The organism is Nonomuraea sp. CA-218870 (assembly GCF_050936535.1).
GTDB classification, from domain to species: domain Bacteria; phylum Actinomycetota; class Actinomycetes; order Streptosporangiales; family Streptosporangiaceae; genus Nonomuraea; species Nonomuraea corallina.
On record NZ_JBNJMN010000001.1, the window covers coordinates 4,867,387 to 4,887,062 of the forward strand.

At 71.9% G+C, this 19,676-nt stretch carries 19 protein-coding genes; 6 read left to right on the top strand and 13 right to left on the bottom strand.

What is annotated here, in order from left to right; all coding sequences use genetic code 11:
• Positions 1 to 33 precede the first annotated feature (33 nt).
• From ACQEUU_RS23490 to ACQEUU_RS23505, 4 genes are all read right to left on the bottom strand, one after another.
• Complete coding sequence (locus ACQEUU_RS23490) at positions 34 to 1,584, bottom strand: extracellular solute-binding protein (protein ID WP_433069327.1); 1,551 nt, start codon at positions 1,582 to 1,584, stop codon at positions 34 to 36.
• Positions 1,581 to 2,195 (bottom strand): YesL family protein, encoded by a 615-nt coding sequence (locus ACQEUU_RS23495; protein ID WP_433069330.1) that lies wholly within the window; start codon positions 2,193 to 2,195, stop codon positions 1,581 to 1,583. The genes ACQEUU_RS23490 and ACQEUU_RS23495 overlap by 4 nt, the downstream gene beginning before the upstream one ends.
• A 218-nt stretch (positions 2,196 to 2,413) precedes the next feature.
• Positions 2,414 to 3,436 carry a LacI family DNA-binding transcriptional regulator gene (locus tag ACQEUU_RS23500; RefSeq protein ID WP_433069332.1) on the bottom strand — a complete coding sequence of 341 codons (1,023 nt, stop codon included), beginning with the start codon at positions 3,434 to 3,436 and terminating at the stop codon, positions 2,414 to 2,416.
• Between the two features lie 84 nt (positions 3,437 to 3,520).
• Positions 3,521 to 4,087, bottom strand: coding sequence for a TetR/AcrR family transcriptional regulator (locus tag ACQEUU_RS23505; RefSeq protein ID WP_433069335.1), 567 nt, complete (start codon positions 4,085 to 4,087; stop codon positions 3,521 to 3,523).
• Positions 4,088 to 4,181: 94 nt separating this feature from the next.
• On the opposite strand from ACQEUU_RS23505, the gene ACQEUU_RS23510 reads away from it, so the two are divergent.
• On the top strand, positions 4,182 to 5,000 hold the full coding sequence (locus tag ACQEUU_RS23510; RefSeq protein WP_433069336.1) for an NAD(P)H-binding protein: 819 nt from the start codon (positions 4,182 to 4,184) through the stop codon (positions 4,998 to 5,000).
• A 130-nt stretch (positions 5,001 to 5,130) separates the two neighbouring features.
• Here ACQEUU_RS23510 and ACQEUU_RS23515 read toward each other — a convergent pair whose 3' ends face one another.
• Entirely contained in the window at positions 5,131 to 5,784 is a 654-nt protein-coding gene (locus ACQEUU_RS23515) for an acVLRF1 family peptidyl-tRNA hydrolase (RefSeq protein ID WP_433069339.1), read from the bottom strand.
• A gap of 180 nt (positions 5,785 to 5,964) precedes the next feature.
• Here ACQEUU_RS23515 and ACQEUU_RS23520 point away from each other — a divergent pair, with 180 nt between their 5' ends.
• On the top strand, positions 5,965 to 7,278 hold the full coding sequence (locus ACQEUU_RS23520) for an aminotransferase class V-fold PLP-dependent enzyme (protein WP_433069342.1): 1,314 nt from the start codon (positions 5,965 to 5,967) through the stop codon (positions 7,276 to 7,278).
• A 238-nt stretch (positions 7,279 to 7,516) separates the two neighbouring features.
• Here ACQEUU_RS23520 and hisG read toward each other — a convergent pair whose 3' ends face one another.
• From hisG to ACQEUU_RS23535, 3 genes are all read right to left on the bottom strand, one after another.
• Positions 7,517 to 8,362, bottom strand: coding sequence for an ATP phosphoribosyltransferase (gene hisG, locus ACQEUU_RS23525; RefSeq protein WP_433069345.1), 846 nt, complete (start codon positions 8,360 to 8,362; stop codon positions 7,517 to 7,519).
• Positions 8,363 to 8,427: 65 nt separating this feature from the next.
• On the bottom strand, positions 8,428 to 8,691 hold the full coding sequence (locus ACQEUU_RS23530) for a phosphoribosyl-ATP diphosphatase (RefSeq protein WP_148031308.1): 264 nt from the start codon (positions 8,689 to 8,691) through the stop codon (positions 8,428 to 8,430).
• A 213-nt stretch (positions 8,692 to 8,904) separates the two neighbouring features.
• Positions 8,905 to 9,672 (bottom strand): SDR family NAD(P)-dependent oxidoreductase, encoded by a 768-nt coding sequence (locus tag ACQEUU_RS23535; RefSeq protein ID WP_433069348.1) that lies wholly within the window; start codon positions 9,670 to 9,672, stop codon positions 8,905 to 8,907.
• Positions 9,673 to 9,800: 128 nt separating this feature from the next.
• Here ACQEUU_RS23535 and ACQEUU_RS23540 point away from each other — a divergent pair, with 128 nt between their 5' ends.
• From ACQEUU_RS23540 to ACQEUU_RS23555, 4 genes are all read left to right on the top strand, one after another.
• Entirely contained in the window at positions 9,801 to 10,763 is a 963-nt protein-coding gene (locus ACQEUU_RS23540; RefSeq protein WP_433069350.1) for an NAD-dependent epimerase/dehydratase family protein, read from the top strand.
• Positions 10,760 to 11,695: an RNA polymerase sigma-70 factor gene (locus ACQEUU_RS23545; RefSeq protein ID WP_433069353.1), complete on the top strand. Its 936-nt coding sequence runs from the start codon at positions 10,760 to 10,762 to the stop codon at positions 11,693 to 11,695. The genes ACQEUU_RS23540 and ACQEUU_RS23545 overlap by 4 nt, the downstream gene beginning before the upstream one ends.
• 506 nt (positions 11,696 to 12,201) lie before the next feature.
• On the top strand, positions 12,202 to 13,011 hold the full coding sequence (locus tag ACQEUU_RS23550; RefSeq protein WP_433069356.1) for an AraC family ligand binding domain-containing protein: 810 nt from the start codon (positions 12,202 to 12,204) through the stop codon (positions 13,009 to 13,011).
• A gap of 41 nt (positions 13,012 to 13,052) precedes the next feature.
• The gene (locus ACQEUU_RS23555; protein ID WP_433069359.1) at positions 13,053 to 14,429 is read left to right on the top strand and encodes a pyridoxal phosphate-dependent decarboxylase family protein; all 1,377 of its coding nucleotides are present in this window, start codon (positions 13,053 to 13,055) and stop codon (positions 14,427 to 14,429) included.
• 235 nt (positions 14,430 to 14,664) lie between these two features.
• Here the strand turns inward: ACQEUU_RS23555 and ACQEUU_RS23560 are convergent, their stop codons facing one another.
• The 5 genes from ACQEUU_RS23560 to sufC all read right to left on the bottom strand — a co-directional run bounded on the left by ACQEUU_RS23560 (position 14,665) and on the right by sufC (position 19,675).
• Entirely contained in the window at positions 14,665 to 16,566 is a 1,902-nt protein-coding gene (locus ACQEUU_RS23560; protein WP_433069361.1) for a DEAD/DEAH box helicase, read from the bottom strand.
• Positions 16,567 to 16,870: 304 nt separating this feature from the next.
• Positions 16,871 to 17,230: a metal-sulfur cluster assembly factor gene (locus ACQEUU_RS23565; protein ID WP_433069364.1), complete on the bottom strand. Its 360-nt coding sequence runs from the start codon at positions 17,228 to 17,230 to the stop codon at positions 16,871 to 16,873.
• The gene (sufU, locus tag ACQEUU_RS23570) at positions 17,227 to 17,667 is read right to left on the bottom strand and encodes a Fe-S cluster assembly sulfur transfer protein SufU (RefSeq protein ID WP_433069366.1); all 441 of its coding nucleotides are present in this window, start codon (positions 17,665 to 17,667) and stop codon (positions 17,227 to 17,229) included. The genes ACQEUU_RS23565 and sufU overlap by 4 nt, the downstream gene beginning before the upstream one ends.
• Before the next feature lie 2 nt (positions 17,668 to 17,669).
• Positions 17,670 to 18,932, bottom strand: coding sequence for a cysteine desulfurase (locus tag ACQEUU_RS23575; protein ID WP_433069368.1), 1,263 nt, complete (start codon positions 18,930 to 18,932; stop codon positions 17,670 to 17,672).
• Positions 18,929 to 19,675 carry a Fe-S cluster assembly ATPase SufC gene (gene sufC, locus ACQEUU_RS23580; protein WP_433069371.1) on the bottom strand — a complete coding sequence of 249 codons (747 nt, stop codon included), beginning with the start codon at positions 19,673 to 19,675 and terminating at the stop codon, positions 18,929 to 18,931. Before sufC ends, ACQEUU_RS23575 begins: the two co-directional genes overlap by 4 nt.
• Position 19,676: the final 1 nt, after the last annotated feature.

Below are 19,676 nucleotides of genomic sequence, written 5' to 3' on the forward strand. Positions count from 1 at the left end.
CCCGGGTGTCCCCGGGCCTCCTGGTCGAGCCGGTCAGCCGCCCACCTTGGAGATCCCCGCCTGGAGCTCGGCCAGGATCCGGGTGCCGCCGCTGTCGTACCAGCGCTTGATCTCGGCCTTGAACTGCTCCTCGGTCAGGTCGCCCGCCAGGTACTTGATGCGGGCGTCGGTCGGGATCGGGTTGAGCGTGGCGCCCTGGTCGACCGCGGTCTGGGAGATCACGGGCAGCGACGGGTCGTGCACGGCCGTTCGCAGGTCGAGCTCCATGAGCTCGTCACGCTGCTTGAGCCAGTCCCGCTCGGCCTGGCTGGGGCGCATCCACTCGTACGCGTCGCCCGCCACGCCGACGCTGGAGGTCATGCCGAGCTGGATGAAGCCGAACTGGACGTCGTTGTTGATGACCTTGACGGCCGGGTCCGATTCATTGATCTTGACGGCGAAGCCGTCCTCGACCTTGAAGTTGCGGCCCTCGATGCCGTTGTTGAGCAGGATCGAGCCTTCTTTGGATGCCAGCTTGTCCAGCGTCCTCAGCACGTCGTCGAGCTGCTCCTCGGTCCGCACGCGCTGCTTGGAGACGGCGACGATGCCGTTGTAGCCGGTGAACGGGTAGGAGAACTTCTGCCCGTCGGGCCGTGCGAGGTTGCCGGCCATCGCGACCTTCTCGTGGTAGGTCTCCGGGTCCAGCTCCTTGAACTTGTCGAACAGCTCCCCTGCCCGGACGTTGACGTCGATGATGATGCCGCCCTTGCCCTGCAGGAACGGGTCGTTCCACTTGCCGGTGTCCAGGGTGGCCCAGTCGGGGTTGACCAGGCCCTCGTCGACGAACCGCTTGATGTACTTCTGGGCCTCCCAGAACTCCGGCACGTCGAACTCGGGGACGAGCCTGCCGTCGCGCACGCCGTAGTTGTTCGGGGTGCCGAACCAGACGTCGATGACGTTGTACGGGCTGGAGGCGGAGAAGACGGGGGCCGGCCACTTGGGCAGGATCAGGCCGTAGGTGTCCTTCTTGCCGTTGCCGTCCGGGTCCCTCTCGGTGAACGCCTTGGCGATCTCGTACAGGTCGTCGGTCGTCTCGGGCAGCTTCAGGTCCAGCTTCTCCAGCCAGTCCTTGCGGATGACGACCGCCGAGCGCAGCAGCGGGCGGACCCGGTAGACGCCGTAGTTGCGGCCGTCGGTCTTGGAGTTGAGCCAGGCCTGCGGGGACTTCGGCTTGAGGTTCGGATACTTGTCCAGCTTGTCGGTGAGGTCCCAGAACGCTCCCGCTTTGGCAGTCTTGACGAACGCCGTGCCCTTGTTGTCCTGGATGACCATGACGTCGGGCAGGGCGTCGGAGGCGAGCGTGACGTTGGTCTTCTCGTTGTAGTCGGCGTTGGGCACCCAGGTGATCTGGAGCTTCTTGCCGGTCAGCTTCTCGGCCGCCTGGTGGATCTCCCCCTGAGGGTCGGGGGCGGTCTGGAAGAGCGGGAGCATCAGGGTGAGCGTGTTCGCGTCCGCCGCCTCGCCGCCTCCCCCGGAGCAGGCGGTGAGAGCCAGGGCGAGGGCTAACGCGGCGGCGGCAGGCCGGCGACGACGGGATGCGGTCATCGGTTCCCTTTCGAGTGCAGGCGCGCCTCGTTCTCGTCGAAGAACCGCAGGCAGAGCCACGTGTTGAGGCAGATCCACGCGCCCACGCTGACGAGCGGCGCGAGGAGGGGCGCCGCCATCGTCGCGAAGACGATCGCGGCGAGCACGAACAGCAGCAGCGCGGAGGAGGCCGGGCGGGTGAGCGCCAGCAGCGACGCCTTCGGCAGGTAGGCCGGCAGCGGCAGGTCGTAGTGGGCGTAGAGCGGCCCCAGGTAGGACCCGACGCCGGCGAGCGCCACCAGCGCCACCACGGTGACCACCCGCCAGGCCGCCCCCTCGGGTCCCAGGGCCGTGAAGTACAGGTAGTTGCCGACCAGGACGGCGGCGGCCACCGCCGGCGGCAGGACGAGCAGGGACGCGCGGATGAACTCGCGCCGGTAGACGCCCCAGAACGCGGCCCATCCCTGAATCGATTCACCGTGAGCGTGCCTGCGGGCCAGGGTGTACGCGGCCACAGTGGCCGGTCCCAGCCCGAGCAGCACGCCGCCGAGAAGCGTGAAGACGATCCACTGCGCGTTCAGCCGGGCCGCCCAGACCACCTCGGAACAGGCGGCCTGGAACCTGATTGACATGGCGGAATGGCTCATCCGGCGGCATCTTCTCGTGGCGTGTGCGCGGGCCCGGGGACGGGACCCGTTGCCGGGTGGTTCCGGTCCCGTTACGCGGGGGTGAACGGCGGTCGGTTGCTGCGAAAGTAGTGTTGAATCGAATCAAAGTCAACCGTCTCCGGCGACGAATCCGAGGCTGGGGAAAACGCCTTCCGTCCGGACTCGTGGACGGCGGGGTCCGCTCAGGCGTCGCGCCGGACGGCCTTGCTCGACTCGCGCACGACCAGGTCGGGCTGGAAGATCACCTGCCGGTGGCGGTGCTCGTCCGCCGCCGAGACCTCCTCCAGCAGCAGCTCGATCGCGGTCCGGCCGAGCAGCTCGCGCGGCTGGCGCACCGACGACAGCGGCACGGCCGCGGCGGCGGCGAAGTCGATGTCGTCGTAGCCGACGATCGCCACGTCGTCGGGCACCCTCAGCCCGCGCAGCGCCATGGCCTGGAGGAAGCCGAGGGCGAGCAGGTCGTTGGCGCAGAAGGCGGCGGTGGGCCGGGCCGAGTCGGGCAGCGCGGCCAGGCGTTCGCCCGCGGCCCGGCCGGCGGCCACGCCGAGCGAGGCGATCTCGAGGTCGACGAGCTCGGCGCCCTCACCGGCGGCGGCGACGGCGGCCGAGGCCCCGGCGTGCCGGTCGGCGACCTGCTTGATCGACAGCGGCCCGCCCACGAACGCGATGCGCCGGTGGCCGCGCTCGACCAGGTGGGCGGCGGCCAGCCGGCCGCCGAGCCGGTCGTCGACCGCGACCGAGCACTGCGGGCCCGCGGCGGCGCTGTCGACCAGCACCACGGGCGTGCCCCTGGCGCTGAGCTGGGCCAGGCGCGGACTGGCGGCGTCGACCGGCGTGATCAGGACGCCCAGCACCCGCTGCTGCTCCAGCTGGTCGAGGTGGCGGCGCTCGCGCTCGGGGTCGGCGGCGCTGTTGCAGAGCATCATCATCGTGTCGTGCTCGTCGGCGACCGCCTCGGCGCCCTGGGCGACGTCGGCGAAGAACGGGTTGGAGACGTCGAGGACGACCAGCCCGACGGTGCGGCTGCGGCCGACGCGCAGGTGGCGGGCCACCTCGTTGCGGACGAAGCCGAGCTCGCGGATGGCCTCGAAGACCCGCTCGCGGGTCGCGGGCGAGACGATCTCGGGGCGGTTGAGCACGTTGCTCACGGTGCCGACCGAGACCCGCGCCAGCTGCGCGACCTCCTTGATGCTCCTGGTCCCCATTGATCCTCACGAGGCCGTGCCGCCGTGGACGGGGTCCATCATAGCGGCCTTGAAGATTCCTTTGAATCGTCTCAAAGCCTGGTGTCAGTGCCGCGCGGCCTCGGCGCTCATCCCGTCCAGCATCAGCCCGAGGAACCAGGTGGGCCGGGACGCCACGTGCGCGGGCAGCGAGCCGGGGTGGCAGGCGAACAGGTTGAGCAGCGCCACCACGTCGCCGGCCGTCACGTCGGCGCGCATCCGGCCGTCGGCCTGCGCCCGGCGGACCAGCCCGCCGAGCCGCTCCAGCCAGCGGTCCCGGATCTCCGCGAACCCGGGCCCGACGGTCGCCTCCTCGGGCAGGGCGGCGAGCGCGGCGGCGAGCACGCCCCGCCCCGACTCGCCCGCCCACAGCACGAACGCCCGCAGCGCGCTCCAGGCGTCGGGCTCCCGTTCGGCGGCGCGGTCGAGGGCCTCGGCCAGCGAGTGCGCGTAGTGCTCCCCCATGGCGGCCAGCAGCGCGGCCCGGTCGGGGAAGCGCCGATAGAGGGTGCCGACGCCGACGCCCGCACGACGGGCGATGAGGTCCATGGGCGCGGCCGGCCCGCGCTCGGCCATGACGGCCGCCGCGGCCTCCACGATCTTGCCCAGGTTCCGCCTGGCGTCCGCCCGCACGGAGGAAGCGTACCCGGAAAGAAATGGACGATGAGATTCCGTTTTCTGTTACGGTCGACTCAACCGGAATATCTTCGTCCGCTTAGGAGTGGTCATGATCGTGGTCACCGGCGCGACCGGCTCGATCGGCAGGGCGCTCATCTCCCTGCTGCCCCGCGACGAGGTGCTCGCCGTGGTCCGCGAGCCCGCCGACCTGGGCTGCCCGCACGCCCTCGGCGACTTCGAGCGCCCGGAGTCGATCGCCGCGCACCTGTCACCGGGGGACCGGCTGTTCCTCAACAGCTCCCTCTGGCCCGGCGTCGCCGACGCCCACCGCGCCGTGATCGACCTGGCGAGGGAGGCCGGGGCGGCGCAGGTGGTGACGGTCTCGGTACGCCACGCCAGACCGGGCGGCCGGCTCGGCCAGGACCCGCACGGCCGCATCGACGAGCACCTGCGCGCCTCCGGCCTGCCGCACGCGATCCTGCGGCCCGGCGGGTTCATGCAGAACCTGCTGACGGAGGTGCGCGACGGCCGCTTCCACGGCTCGTACGGAACCGCCCGGGTGAACCACATCGACGTCCGGGACATCGCCGAGGTGGCGGCGGCCCTGCTGACCCGGCCGGTCGGGCCGAGCGCGACCTACACCCTGACCGGCCCCGAGGCGCTCACCCACGAGGAGATAGCCGCGGCGATCACCGCCGCGACCGGCCGCCCGGTGACCTACGCCGACCTCCCGGTCCCCGCCATGACCGCCCACCTGACCGCCCAGGGGGTTCCGGAGGGCGTCGCCGCGCAGCTGGCCGCGATGATGCGGGAGATGGAGACGGAGGACTGGGCCTCCGTCTCCACCGTGGTCGAGGACCTCACCGGGCGCCCGCCCCGCTCACTGTCGGACTTCCTCGCCGGCCACGCCCACGCCTTCGACGCCTGACAGGCGCAGCGGTCCCGCCGCCCGCGCCTTCGACGCCTGACGACCGCGGCGGTCCCGCCGCCCACGGCTTCGGACCATGACGGTCGCAGGAGTCCCCCGCCGTGCGCCCGCGCCCTGGACGCCTGAGGGGTCAGGACGGGTCCACCACGCGCACCCGTACCGCCCGGAACTGGGCCGGGGTCTCCTTGAGCACCGCCAGCCTCGGGTCGGGGACCGTCAGGAACGGCTCCGCCTCCAGGGCCAGCAGCGGCGCCAGGCGGCGGTCGGCGCGCAGGGCGCCGGCCGCCGCGCGGTCGCCGCCCAGCACGACGGCGTCCAGTTCGCCCAGGTACGGCGTCAGCACCCGCAGGGCCGTCTCCACGGCCGCCTCGAACGCCTTGCCGGCCTGGTTGGACCTGCGGCGGGCGAAGCGCTGCTGGGACCAGCCGCCGGCCGCCGTGCGCCCCTGAACCAGCCGCGACCCGACCTTGGACGCGACCAGTTCGGTCCCGTCGAACACCCCGGCCGCGTACCCGCCGAGCCGCACCAGCACCACCCCCACCCGCCGGGCGGCGCGGGCGTGCTCGACGAGCCGCGTCACGTGCGGCGGCCCCGGCCGCATCGGCGGGAAGGGCACGTGCAGCTCGGCCAGCGCGCCGTCACGGGCCGTCAGCCGCACCACGCGCGCGTCGCCGGCGGCCTCGAACGGTCCGTGGCGGGCGGCGAACCCGTCGATCCACGGGTGCAGCCGCTCCGGCGGCACGGACACCCACCGGCCGCCGCCCTTCGCCGGTCGCGCGCTCATGCGGGAAGGCTAACGGAAGGCCCGGCCGGCGGCGGAGCCGCGGCCCGCGACCGGACCCGTGCGCTGACCTGTGCGCTGACCCGTGCGCTGACCCGTGCGCTGACGCGTGCTCTGACGCGGTGGGTAACGACTCGTCCGGTGCTCTGGGCAGATCGCGGCGGGCCAGGATAGGAAGGAGGCGTGACGCGATCGATCAACAGACGTGCCCTGCTCGGCACGGGCATGCTCGCCGGGGTGGCCGCCTGCACGCCCGCCGCCTCCCCTGCCCCCTCCCCGGCCAGTTCCCCCACCGGCGCACCCGCCTTCGACGCGAGTGACTGGGAGTCGGTGCGCGCGCAGTTCACCCTCGATCCCGCGTACGGGCAGTTCGCCGCGTTCGTGCTGGCCCCCGCACCCGCCCCGGTGCGCGCGGCGATCGAGCGGCACCGCGCCGGCCTGGACGCCGACCCGCACTACCTGCCCTCCGGCCGCGCCACCCCCGACGACGCCGTGCTGGAGGCCGCGGCGCGCTACATCGGCGCCGACGCCCGCGAGATCGCGCTCACCGACAGCACCACCATGGGCCTGGGCCTGCTCTACTCCGGCCTGCGGCTCACGAAGGGCCAGGACGTGCTCACCACCGAGCACGACTTCCTGGCCACCCACGAGGGGGTGCGGCTGCTCGCCGACCGCACCGGCGCGAAGGTGCGCAGGGTCAGGCTGTACGACGAACCGGCCAAGGCGTCGGCCGACCGGATCGTCGAGACGATCAAGGAGGGCCTGGGGCCGCGGACCCGCGTGGTGGCGGTGACGTGGGTGCACTCCAGCACCGGTGTGCGGCTGCCGATCAGGGCCATCGCCGACATGCTGGCCGAGGCCAACCGGGACCGCGACGAGGACGACCGGGCGCTGCTGTGCGTCGACGGGGTGCACGGGTTCGGCGCGATCGCCGACGGGATGGACGACCTGGGCTGCGACTTCATGGCCAGCGGCACCCACAAGTGGCTGTTCGGGCCGCGCGGCACCGGGATCCTGTGGGGCCGGGCCTGGGAGGCGCTCGCGCCGGTCATCCCGGGTTTCGGGCGGGCGTCGTTCGTGGCCTGGCAGCGCGGGGCTGGGCCGGGCGCGACCACGGCCGAGCTGGCCACGCCGGGCGGCTACAAGGCGTTCGAGCACCGGTGGGCGATGACGCAGGCGTTCAACTTCCAGACGGCGATCGGCAAGGACCGCGTCCAGCAGCGCACACAGGAGCTGGCCACCCGGCTCAAGGCCGGCCTGCGCGAGCTCCCGCACGTCCGGCTGGCCACCCCGGACTCCCCCGAGCTGTCGGCGGGGCTGGTGTGCTGCTCGATCGACGGCCTGGACCCGGCCGAGGCGGTGGCCCGCCTGCACGAGCGCAAGGTGATCGCCTCGACCACCCCGTACGTGCCGCCGCTCCTCCGCTTCGGCACCAGCATCGTCACCACCCCCGAGCAGGTCGACCAGGCCGTCGAGGCGGTGAAGGGACTGGTATGAACGGGTCCGCACCGTACGGGCCGCTGATCGGGCGCTGCGAGGTCGCCGGCCCCGAGCCGGGCTCGGACCACTACGGGGTGCTCGCCGAGCTGCGCCACTGAAAGCGGGGCGGTGTCCGTCGCCGAGCCCCAGGACATCGCCGGCGGAAGCGTCCAGATCCACGGCTGAACCGACCTGGCCACGACCCGATCTCTCCGGAGATCCGCGAAGCCACCCGGTCATACCAGCCGCATCAGCCTCAGAGCCGGCAGGCGTAGATGTCGGTGACGAGGATGGCGCGGGCGCCGATGTCCCACAGCTTGTCCATGACCTGCTGGTGGCCCTGACGGCGGACCATCGCGCGGACGGCCACCCAGCCCTCGCGGTGCAGCGGTGAGACCGTCGGCCCCTCCATGCCGGGGGTGAGGGCGATGGCCTCGTCGATCCGCTCGGCGCGGATGTCGTAGTCCATCATCACGAAGTCACGGGCGTGCACCACGCCCTGGAGACGGCGGATGATCTGCTGGACGCCCGGCGTGTCGGCGGCGTCGTGCCGCCGGATCAGCACGGCCTCGGAACGCATGATCGGCTCGCCGAACACCTCCAGCCCGACGTTGCGCAGCGTGGTGCCGGTCTCGACCACGTCGGCCACGGCGTCGGCGACGCCCAGCCTGATGGCGGTCTCCACGGCGCCGTCGAGCTTGATCACGCGCGCGTCGACGCCCTGGTCGGACAGGTACTTGTCGAGCAGGCCGGTGTAGGAGGTGGCCACCCGCAGACCCTGCAGGTCGTGCACGCCGGTCATGGCGCCCGTCCTGGCCGCCAGCCGGAACGTGGAGGCGCCGAAACCGAGCGGCATGATCTCCTCGACGGGCGCGCCCGAGTCGATGAGCATGTCCCTGCCGGTGATGCCGAGGTCGAGCGTGCCCTCGCCGACGTAGACGGCGATGTCGCGAGGGCGCAGGAAGAACAGCTCGCAGCCGTTGGCCTCGTCGACGACGAACAGCTCTTTGCTGTCTCTGCGGGGCCGGTAGCCGGCCTCCTTGAGCATGATCTGGGCGGCCTCGCTGAGAGCGCCCTTGTTGGGTACGGCCAGACGTAGCATGTCGATGGTTCCTCAGATGTGTCGCGGAAAGTATGCGGGACGGGCGGAAACGGGCGCGGGGCGCCCTAGAGATGCTTGTACACCTCGTCGAGCCCGATCCCCTTCGCGATCATCAGCACCTGCACGTGGTAGAGGAGCTGCGAGATCTCTTCGGCGGCCCGGTCGTTGGACTCGTGCTCGGCGGCCATCCAGCTCTCGGCGGCCTCCTCGACGACCTTCTTGCCGATGGCATGGACGCCGGCGTCGAGCGCGGCCACGGTGCCCGACCCCGCGGGCCGGGTCTGCGCCTTCTCTGACAGCTCGGCGAACAGCTCTTCGAAGGTCTTCATGATCTCTCTCGTCGTTCGGCAGGAGTGCTCTACAAGCCTAGTCTGCGCCAGGCACCGGACTCACCGAGGACCGCCGCGTTCACCGGGCGCGTCGCCCTCCCCTTCCCTGGTGCAAGCCCTTGGTGCGGGCACCTGGCACAGGCCGCCGGGGAGGGCGCGACGCGCCCCTGTTCTGCGTCGCGCCCCCGTCCGCGGGCATCCCTCAGCCGGCCGTCACCAGGGAACCGGGCCCTCCACGCTGAAGAACCCGCCGGTCGGCCCGTCGGAGCCGAGCGCGGCCAGCCGCACCACGATCGCGGCACCCTGTGCGGGGGTGAGGAACCCGCGATGGTCGTTGATGTCGGTGGCGACGTAGCCGGGAGCCGCGGCGTTGACCAGGATGCCGTGCTTGCGCAGTTCGTTGGCGTACTGCACGGTCAGTGCGTTCAGCGCCGTCTTGGAGGGCGCGTACGCGGCCGACTGCGGCAGCGCCGCCAGCGGGCCTCCAGGGTCGCTGGTGACGGTCAGCGACGCGGCCCCGCTGCTGAGGTTGACGATGCGGGGGGCCGACGACCGCCTCAGCAACGGGAGCATGGCGTTGGTCACCGCGATCACGCCGAAGACGTTGGTCTCGAACACCGCCCGGACCATGTCCAGGTCGACGCCGCTGGGGATCTGGTCGACGGCGTCCTCGGGCGCGACCCGGCCAGAACCGGTGATGGCGGCATTGTTGACCAGCACGTCGAGGTGGCCGAAGCGCTCCCCGATCCATCGCGCGGCGTCCTCGGCGGTGGCCGGGTCGGTGACGTCCAGGGTGACCGCGTGCGCGGCGCCGCCCCCCGCGCGCACCGCCGCCGCGGCCTCCTCGCCGAGCCTCGGGTCCCTGGCTCCCATCAGGACCGTCATGCCCAGCTTGGCCAGTCGCTCCGCGGTCGCCCGCCCGATCCCCTTGTTCGCCCCGGTGATCAGCGCGACCCTCCGGCGCACGGTGTGCTCGTCCACGGTCAAGGCTCCTGTCTCGGTGGCGCTGTGTCTCCCCCCGGGACGAGACAGGCCGGCCGTCCTGTGACATGGCCGTCGTCGTCCCGTACGCATGTCACAGAACACCTGGGCTGTCTCGTCCCGGGAACGTGGATCTGGCCACCGACGTCGGGAAGGTGATGGTCATGCGGGTGTTCGTGGCGGGCGGCGCCGGGGTGCTGGGACGACGGCTGGTGTCCCGGCTCGTGGCGCGCGGTCACCAGGTGACGGCGACGACGACGGGTCCGGGCAAGCTGGGCGTCCTGGAGAGCCTGGGGGCCGAGGCGGTCGTGATGGACGGGCTGGACGCGGAGGCGGTCGGTGAGGCGGTGGCCCGGGCCCGCCCGGACGCGATCGTGCACCAGATGACGGCCATCAGCGGCAAGCCGGACATCAGGCATTTCGACCGTTGGTTCGCCACCACCAACCGGCTGCGCACCGAGGGGACGGACCATCTGCTGGCCGCCGCCGAGGCGACCGGCGTCCCCCACGTCGTGGCGCAGAGTTACGCCTCGTGGAACGGCATCCGCGAGGGCGGATGGGTCAAGACCGAGGAGGACCCGCTGGACCCGACGAGCACCGGGCAGGGCGCGCGGGCGATCCGCCACCTGGAGCGCGCGGTCGTCGAGGCCGGGGGCGCGGTGCTGCGCTACGGCGCCTTCTACGGTCCGGGCGCCACCGACGCCCAGGTCGAACTGGTGCGCAAACGGCAGTATCCCGTCATCGGCGACGGCCGCGGCCACAGCTCGTGGGTGCATCTCGACGACGCGGCCGAGGCCACCGTCCTGGCCGTGGAGCAGCGGGCGCGGGGCGTGTTCAACATCGTCGACGACGAACCGGCCCCGGCGCGCGAGTGGCTGCCTCACCTGGCAGCGTGCGCGGGCGCCAGGCCGCCGATGCGGATCCCGACCTGGCTGGCCAGGCCACTGGCCGGGAGGACCGCGGTGGCGATGATGACGGAAGGACGCGCCTTCTCCAACGCCAAGGCCAAGCGGGAGCTCGGCTGGCGGCCGCGCCACCCGTCCTGGCGTCAGGGGTTCGAGGAGGAGCTTCTCAAGGAGGAGCCGCGGTGAGCAGGACGGAGGAGTTCCAGGAGCTGCGGCCGCTGCTGTTCTCGATCGCCTACCGCATCCTGGGCAGCGTGAGCGAGGCCGAGGACGTGGTCCAGGAGGCCTGGCTGCGTTACGACGCCTATCCGGGACGGCCCGCCTCGGCCAAGGCGTTCCTGTCGGCCACGGTGTCCAGGATCGCGATCGACGTGCTGCGCTCGGCCCGGGTCCGGCGTGAGGAGTACACGGGGCGGTGGTTCCCCGAACCTCTGCTTGCCGACCCGTACGAGGACCCGGAGCGGTCGGCGGAGCTGGCCGACTCGGTGTCGACGGCGGCCCTGCTGCTGCTGGAGCGGCTCAGCCCGCTGGAGCGCGCGGTCTTCGTGCTGCGGGAGGTGTTCGGGTTCGGCTTCGGCGAGGTCGCCGCGGCGGTGGGGCGCTCGGAGTCGGCCTGCCGTCAGCTCGCCGTGCGGGCGCGCCGCCACATGGCCGAGGGGCAGGTCCGGTTCACGACCGACCGCCGGGAGCGGGAGGAACTGGCGGGACGGTTCTTCCACGCTTTCCGCGAGGGGGACGTCGACGGGCTGCGCGCGTTGCTCGCCGCCGACGTGGCGATGGTCGGCGACAGCGGCGGCCGGGCCCCGCTGTGGGGCCGCGGCGTCTTCGGCGCCGCCGAGGTGGCCCGTACTCTGGCCGCGATCGTCGGGCCGTTCGCCCGCATCGGCGGCGTGGTGGAGCCGCGCGAGATCAACGGCCAGCCGGGGGCGATCTTCCGCGACCGTGACGGCAAGATCGTCAACACTCTGGCGTTCGACATCCTGGACGGGCGGATCCAGACGATCCGCGCCGTGATCAACCCCGACAAACTACGCCACCTGGGCCCGGTGGCGGACACCTGGGCCGTCATCCGCGAGGCCGCCCGAGCCCGCCGCCCCGCCCCTCCCGCCATGACCTGACCCCGCCTCACCCCGTGCCGTCCGAGAAGGCGTGACGAACCCCTGAACCTCTCCAACCGCCGCAGCAAGTCTTCAAGGAGTGCGGGCGGCTACTTGGCGCACAGTATCTGGGGGTGCGTACGGCATGTTGGGCAGGTCAGCGGCGGTCGAGCGGCACTACCGTGAGCGGTGGCCGCCGATCAGTCGGTGTCGTGGGTGGTGGTCTTCGATGAGGACCTGACGTTGCATGTCGAGGCGTGCGCGCGTACCTGGCGGGGTCACGATCGAGCTCTATGCGCACTGCCAGTTCGAGCGGGCCGAGATCACCGGGGACGCCGGGGACATGGTGTTCGTGAATCTGTTCCATGCCCCGTGGGCCACGGCGAATGTCGATGCGCTGTTGCGGGAGACGTTCCGGGTGGTGCTACGGCATCGCCTGATGGCGGCAGGCGCGCACGGGCGGCGGATCGCGGTCCCCGCCGACAAACAACGGACCTTTCCTCCCACTGCGCGATATGAAGGGACATGTGGAGTTTGCTCGCTACTGGCATTACGACGGGTTCGGCGGCCTGGACTTGATGCGTGCGCAGTTCGTCCGGCACCGATTCGCCCGGCACAGCCATGAGACGTACGCGATCGGAACGGTGGAGGCCGGCCAGGAGGAGATCAAATTCGCCGACGGCGTGCACCGCGTGGGCGCCGGCGAGGTCGTGATGATCGAGCCGGGCGTCGTGCACACGGGCGAGCCCCACACGGCCGACGGGTGGGCGTACCGGGTGTTGTACCCCGGTGTCGAGCTGGTGCGGGAGGTCGCCGACGAGCTCGGCGTGCCGGGCGAGACCCCGTCGTTCGAGCGGCGGGTGGTCGCCGACGCGCGCCTGTCGCGCAGGGTGGTGGCCGCGCACCGCGCGGCGGAGCCCGGCGCCTCGCTGGCCGCCGACACCGAGCTGCATGCCCTGCTGGCCTGCATACTCGCCGCGTACGGCACGCGCCGGCCGCAACACCGGGCTGAGACCATCGGCAGGAGGCGGATGGCCCGGGTGCGTGAGGTGCTGCACGCACGGATGCCGGATCCGCCCGGTCTGGCCGAACTGGCGGCGATGGCGGAGGTCACCCCGTACGCCCTGCTGCGTTCCTTCCGGCGCGCGTACGGCATGCCGCCGCACGCGTACGTGACGCAGTTGCGCGTCGCCAGGGCCCGCGAGCTGCTGCGACGGGGCGTGCCGCCGGCTGAGGCGGCGCTGGCGGCCGGATTCTGCGATCAGTCGCATCTGTCGCGGCACTTCCGGCGGTTCGTCGGGGTGCCGCCCCGTGCCTACCAGCGCGCGGTGCAATAACGTCCAATCCTTGGCTCGCGTGCTGCGCCTACCGTGCCCGCATGACGACTGGTGAGCACGCTCTCCCTCTTGACCTCGACCCCTCCGCCGTGGCGCGGCTGGGCCGGCACGCGGTGGACTTCCTGGCGGACTGGGTGCGCGAGCTGGACACGGCGCCCGCGAGCCACTACGAGCCGGACGGAGGGCTGCTCACCGCGCTGCGCCGGCCGCCCGGCGACGGGCCCGGCAACTTCACCGCGCTGCTGGAGCTGTTCCGCCAGGCCGCCGGGCAGGGCGTCGACACCGCCGGCCCCGGCTACCTGGCCTACTTCCCTGCGGGCGGGCTGGTCACCGTCGCACTGGCCGAGCTGCTGGCGCAGACCGTCAATCGTTTCACCGGCGTGGCCCAGGTGGCGCCGGCGCTGGTCGCCATGGAGCACGGGGTGCTGAGCTGGTTCTGCGAACGGTTCGGGCTGCCGGCCGGCGCGGGCGGGCTGGTCACCACGGGCGCCTCGGTGGCGACGCTGTCGGCGCTGCTCGCCGCCCGCCACGCCCGCGGCGACGGCACGATCTACGTGACTGAGCACACGCACTACTGCGTGGCCAAGGCGGCCCACGTCATCGGCCTGCCCGCCGACCGGATCCGCACCGTGCCCGCCACCACCGGCCTGCGCATGGACGTCGCCGCCGCGGCCACCATGATCGCCGCCGACCGTGCCCGCGGGATGCGCCCCGTCCTGCTGGCCGGCACCGCCGGGACCACCAGCTCCGGCACCATCGACCCGCTCGCCGAGCTGGGTGAACTGGCCCGCGAACAGGACCTGTGGTTCCACGTGGACGCCGCCTACGGCGGCGGCTTCCAGCTCACCGGACGCGGCCGGACCCGCCTGCGCGGCATCGAGACGGCCGACTCGATCATCCTGGACCCGCACAAGAGCCTGTTCTTCCCCTACGGCACCGGCCTGCTGCTGGTCCGCGACCCCGCCGCCCTGCACGCCGCCCACGCCGCCGACGGCCACTATCTGCAAGATCTCAGCCCGGCCGGCGACCTGCCCGACTTCGGGCATCTCGGCGTGGAGCTGACCCGCGAGTTCCGCGGCCTGCGCCTGTGGCTGCCCCTGCACCTGCACGGCGTCCAAGCCTTCGAACGCGAGCTCGACGAGAAGCTCGACCTCGCCGCTCACGTGCACCGCCACCTCGCCGCGGACCCGCGCCTGGAGGTGCCCTGGCAGCCGGACCTGACCGTGGTGCTCTTCCGGCTACGGGGCACCGACCAGGACAACGGGCGGCTCCTCGCGAAGATCAATGCCAGCCGGCGCGTCTTCCTCAGCAGCACCACCATCGACGGCAGGTACTTCCTGCGCCTGTGCGTGCTCAGCTTCCGCACCCACGCCGACCGCGTGGAGGAGGCCCTCGCGATCATCCGCGCAGCCTGCTGACCCGCTGAAAGGGCCCGACAAGCCGTCCGGCGAGGCAAGCGCGGAAAAGGAAACAGGCGGGCCCTGCGGTGGGGCGGGGGGGTGGATGGCGGGGCTCGCCCTCGGCTGGTCGTGTCCGCATACGCGAGCACCCCCGCGCCGCTCGTCAGAACGGCACGGGGGTGCTCGGTGATGGCCTGTCAGGCCCGCCTGTCACGCGGATCGCGCCGTACGCGCAGGCAGGATGGACCTGAGGTCAGCGGTCGAAGCGGCGGCCGGATCCGCCACGGCGGAAGCCGCCGCCCCTGGCGCCGCGGTCGTCGGAGCGGAAGCCGCCCGGGCGGTAGCCGTCGCGGGGACGGTCGTCGGGACGGCTGACGGAGCGGTCCCGGTCGCCCCCGGCGGGACGGCCGCGGTCGGCGGAGTAGCGGTTGGCCCGGTCGTCGGAGCGGAACCCGCCGGCGCGCGTCCCGCGGTCGTCACGGTAGCCGCCCCGGTCATAGCCGGGCCGGTCGTCGCGGTAGCCGCCGCGCGGGCGGTCACCCTCGCGGAACGGGCGGTCGTCGGAACGGTAACCGCGCTGCTCGGAGCGGAACCCGCTGTCGCGGCGGTCCTCGCCGAACGCGCGGGGCTCCCGGTCGCCGCCGTGGCGGCGGTCGTCGCGGAACGGCCGGTCGCCGCCCTCGTGCCGACGCCGGCCCGAGAAACCGTCCTCGTGGCGGCGCGGCCCGGAGAAGCCCTCCTCACGACGCGGGCCGGAGAAGCCCTCCTCACGGCGCGGGCCGGAGAAACCATCCTCGCGGCGCGGGCCGGAGAAGCCCTCGTCGTGACGCCTGGGGCGCTGGCCGTCGTAGTCGCGGCGCGGGCGGCGGGTGCGGGCGCCGTGGGCGTCACGGCCGTCGCGGCGCGGGCGCAGGGGCTTGCGGACGTCCGGCTCCCAGACGGGGATCGACTCGCCGCTGGGCGTGCGGGCGCCGGTGACCTCGGCCACCCGCGGGTGACCCGGGGTCGCCTTGAGGCGGAACGGTTGGATGCCGGCCCGCCGGGTCAGCGACTCGGTGGAGCGGCGCTCGTTCGGCAGCACCAGCGTGACGACGGTGCCCTTCTCGCCGGCGCGGGCGGTGCGGCCGCCCCGGTGCAGGTAGCTCTTGCTGTCCTGGGGCGGGTCGACGTGCAGCACCAGGCTGATGTTGTCGACGTGGATGCCGCGGGCGGCGACGTCGGTGCAGACGAGCACGTTGACGGAGCCTTCGCGGAACTCGGCCAGGATGCGGGTGCGCTGGTTCTGGCGCTTGCCGCCGTGCAGGCCGCCCGCCTTGACGCCGACCCTGGCCAGCTGCTTGCAGAGGCGGTCGACGCCGTGCTGGGTGCGCACGAAGATGATCGTGCGGCCCTCGCGGTTGGCGATCTCGGCGGTGATGTCGAACTTGTCGTCCCGGGTCACCTGCAGCACGTGGTGCTCCATGGTGTCGACGGGCGAGGTGGCGGGGGCGACGGAGTGGCTGACCGGGTCCTTGAGGAAGCGCTGGACGAGCTTGTCCACGTCGCCGTCGAGGGTGGCCGAGAACAGCAGGCGCTGCCCGGTGGGCGGGGTCTGCGCGAGCAGTTCGGTCACGACCGGGAAGAACCCGAGGTCGCACATGTGGTCGGCCTCGTCCAGGACGCTGACCTCGATGTCCTCCAGCGAGCACTCGCCCTGGCGGATCAGGTCGCCCAGCCGGCCGGGGGTGGCGATGACGAGGTCGACGCCGCGGCGCAGCGCCTCGATCTGCTTGCCCATGGACATGCCGCCGACGATGACCTTCATGCGCAGGCCGAGGCCGCGGCCGAGGGGTTCGAGGGCGTCGTGCACCTGGAGGGCGAGCTCACGGGTGGGGACGAGGACCATCGCGCGGGGGCGGCCGGGGGCCGGCCTGACGCCGGCGATGCGGGCCATCATGGGGAGCCCGAAGGCGAGGGTCTTGCCGGAGCCGGTCTGGCCGCGGCCGAGCACGTCGGCGCCGGCGAGCACGTCCGGGATGGCCGCGCTCTGGATGGGGAACGGGGAGGCGATGCCCTGCCTGGCCAGACCGTTCACGAGCGGCTTGGGCAGACCGAGCAACTCGAACTCGGAGGGCCCCTGCTCGGGGGTCGTCTCGGGCATGACAGCGTCAAGCATGGTCACGAAACTCGTGCCTTTCAGTCGAAGTGGCACGTCACTTCTGCGAAAGGACGAGCCAGGACGTACGGCCACGTTGCCGTACACATTGCAGTGCGCCCGCCATCGGGGCGGAGCTTGGGGGAAGGCGCACCTGAGGGCGCCGGCCGCAGGCGGCGCGGGACGCGCGATGAGGCGTCAGGTGTCCTTGTGTGCCAACAAGGGAGAGATCGCGATGTATTCCCGAGGGAGGACTCGGACTTTCCGAAACCCTCCGGCACGCTGAGACGGCCGGCGCCGGGGCGCCAGCCTCCAGCCGAAAAGATCAGACGTTGAAGCCTAGCATACGAAGCTGCTCACGGCCCTCATCTGTGATCTTGTCAGGGCCCCACGGCGGCAGCCAGACCCAGTTGATCTTCACGTCGGAGACCATGCCGTCGAGCGCGGAGTGCGCCTGGTCCTCGATGACGTCGGTCAGCGGGCAGGCCGCGCTGGTCAGGGTCATGTCGATGGTGGCGACGGGCTTGCCGTCCTCGTTCGGATCCAGGTTGAGACCGTAGATCAGGCCGAGGTCGACGACGTTGATGCCCAGCTCGGGGTCGACGACGTCCTTGAGCGCCTCCATGACCTCCTCGACGGTCGCGTCACCGTCGAAGCCGGTCGGGGTCTCGACAGGCTTGCTCATCGGGCAGCACTCCTCACCACAGCGTCCTTGTAGGCCATCCACGACAGCAGCGCGCACTTGACGCGCGCCGGGAACTTGGCCACCCCGGCGAACGCCACCGCGTCGCCGAGCACGTCCTCGTCGGGTTCGACCTGCCCCCTGCCCTGCATGAGGCGGGTGAACTCGTCGACCACCGACAGGCTCTCCTCCACGGTCGAGCCGGTCGTCAGCTCGTGCAGCACCGACGCCGCGGCCTGGCTGATGGAACAGCCCTGCCCGTCGTACGACACGTCCTCGATCTTGCCGGCGTCGCCGACCCTGACCCGCAGCGTGATCTCGTCGCCGCACGTCGGGTTCACGTGGTGAACCTCGGCGTCGTACGGCTCGCGCAGCCCCCGCCCCTGCGGGTGCTTGTAGTGCTCCAGGATCAGCTCCTGGTACATCGACTCGCCGATCATGGCTATGCGAACACCTTCTGGACGTGGTGGAGGCCGCGCACCAGGGCGTCGATCTCGCCCGTGGTGTTGTACAGATAGAACGACGCCCGGGTGGTCGCCGGTATTCCGAACCGTAGATGCAGCGGGCGCGCGCAGTGGTGGCCGACGCGCACCGCGATGCCGAAATCGTCGTCGAGGATCTGACCGACGTCGTGCGGGTGGATGCCGTCCAGGGTGAACGACAGCGTGCCGCCGCGCAGTTCGAGCGAGTCGGGGCCGATCAGCCGCAGGCCCGGCAGGTCGCGGAGCGCGTCCAGGGCGTACGCGGTGAGCTCGCGCTCGTGGGCCTCGACCGCGGTCATGCCGATCCCGGTCAGGTAGTCGACGGCCGCGCCGAGACCGATGGCCTCGACGATCGGCGGCGTGCCCGCCTCGAACTTGTGCGGGATGGGGGCGAACGTCGAGCGGTCCATCCAGACCGCCTCGATCATCTCGCCGCCGCCGAGGAACGGGGGCATGGCGTCGAGCAGCTCGCCGCGACCCCACAGCACGCCGATGCCCGAGGGGCCGACCATCTTGTGACCGGTGAAGGCGACGAAGTCGACGCCCAGCGCGGCCACGTCCACCGGGTGGTGGGGCACCGACTGGGAGGCGTCGAGCATCACCAGCGCGCCGGCCTGGCGGGCGCGGGCCAGCACGTCGGCGACCGGGTTGACGGTGCCGAGCACGTTCGACTGGTGGGCGATGGAGATGATCTTGGTCCGCTCGCCGACCAGGTCGTCCAGCTTGGACAGGTCGAGCCGGCCCTCGTCGGTGACGCCGAACCACCTCAGCGTCGCACCGGTGCGCTGCGCCAGCAGCTGCCACGGCACGATGTTGGAGTGGTGCTCCATCTCGGAGATGACGATCTCGTCACCGGGGCCGAGCCGGAAGCGGTCGTCGGCGTTGGCCGGGTTGCCGAAGGAGTAGGCGACCAGGTTGAGCGCCTCGGAGGCGTTCTTGGTGAAGACGACCTCGTCGCGCGAGGGCGCGCCGACGAAAGCGGCGATCTTGTCGCGGGCGCTCTCGTAGGCCTCCGTGGACTCCGCCCCCAGCACGTGCATGGCGCGGCCGACGTTGCCGTAGTGCATCGCCAGGTGTTCGCGCATGGTCTCGATGACCTGCGTGGGCTTCTGGGAGGAGTTGCCCGAGTCGAGGTAGACGAGCGCGCGCCCGCCGGGCAGCTCGCGGGAGAGAACCGGGAAGTCCTTCCTGATCCTCTCCACGTCCAAGCTGGTCTGAGTCATGCAGATGCCTTCGTGTACTGCTCGTAGCCCTCGGACTCGAGCTTGTCGGCCAGCTCCGGTCCGCCCTCCTCCACGATCTTGCCGGCGGCGAAGACGTGCACGAATTCGGGCTTCACGTAGCGGAGGATGCGGGTGTAGTGGGTGATCAGCAGCACGCCGGTCTCACCGGAGGCGCGGAAGCGGTTGATGCCCTCCGACACCACCCGCAGCGCGTCGACGTCGAGGCCCGAGTCGGTCTCGTCGAGCACCGCGATCTTCGGCTTGAGCAGCTCCAGCTGGAGGATCTCGTGGCGCTTCTTCTCGCCGCCGGAGAAGCCCTCGTTGAGGTTGCGCTGGGCGAAGGCGGCGTCGATGGCGAGCGCGTCCATGCCGTTCTTCAGATCCTTGGCGAACTCGCGCAGCTTGGGCGCCTCGCCGCGGACCGAGGTGACGGCCGAGCGCAGGAAGTTGGACACCGACACGCCGGGGACCTCGACGGGGTACTGCATGGCCAGGAACAGGCCGGCGCGGGCCCGCTCGTCGACCGACAGCTCCAGCAGGTCGACGCCGTCGAGCAGGACCTGCCCGCCGGTGATCGTGTACTTGGGGTGACCGGCGATCGCGTAGGCGAGCGTGGACTTGCCCGAGCCGTTCGGACCCATGATGGCGTGGGTCTCGCCGGACTTCACGGTCAGGTTGACGCCGCGCAGGATTTCCTTGTCCTCGACGGCGACGTGGAGGTCACGGATCTCAAGGGTGGACATG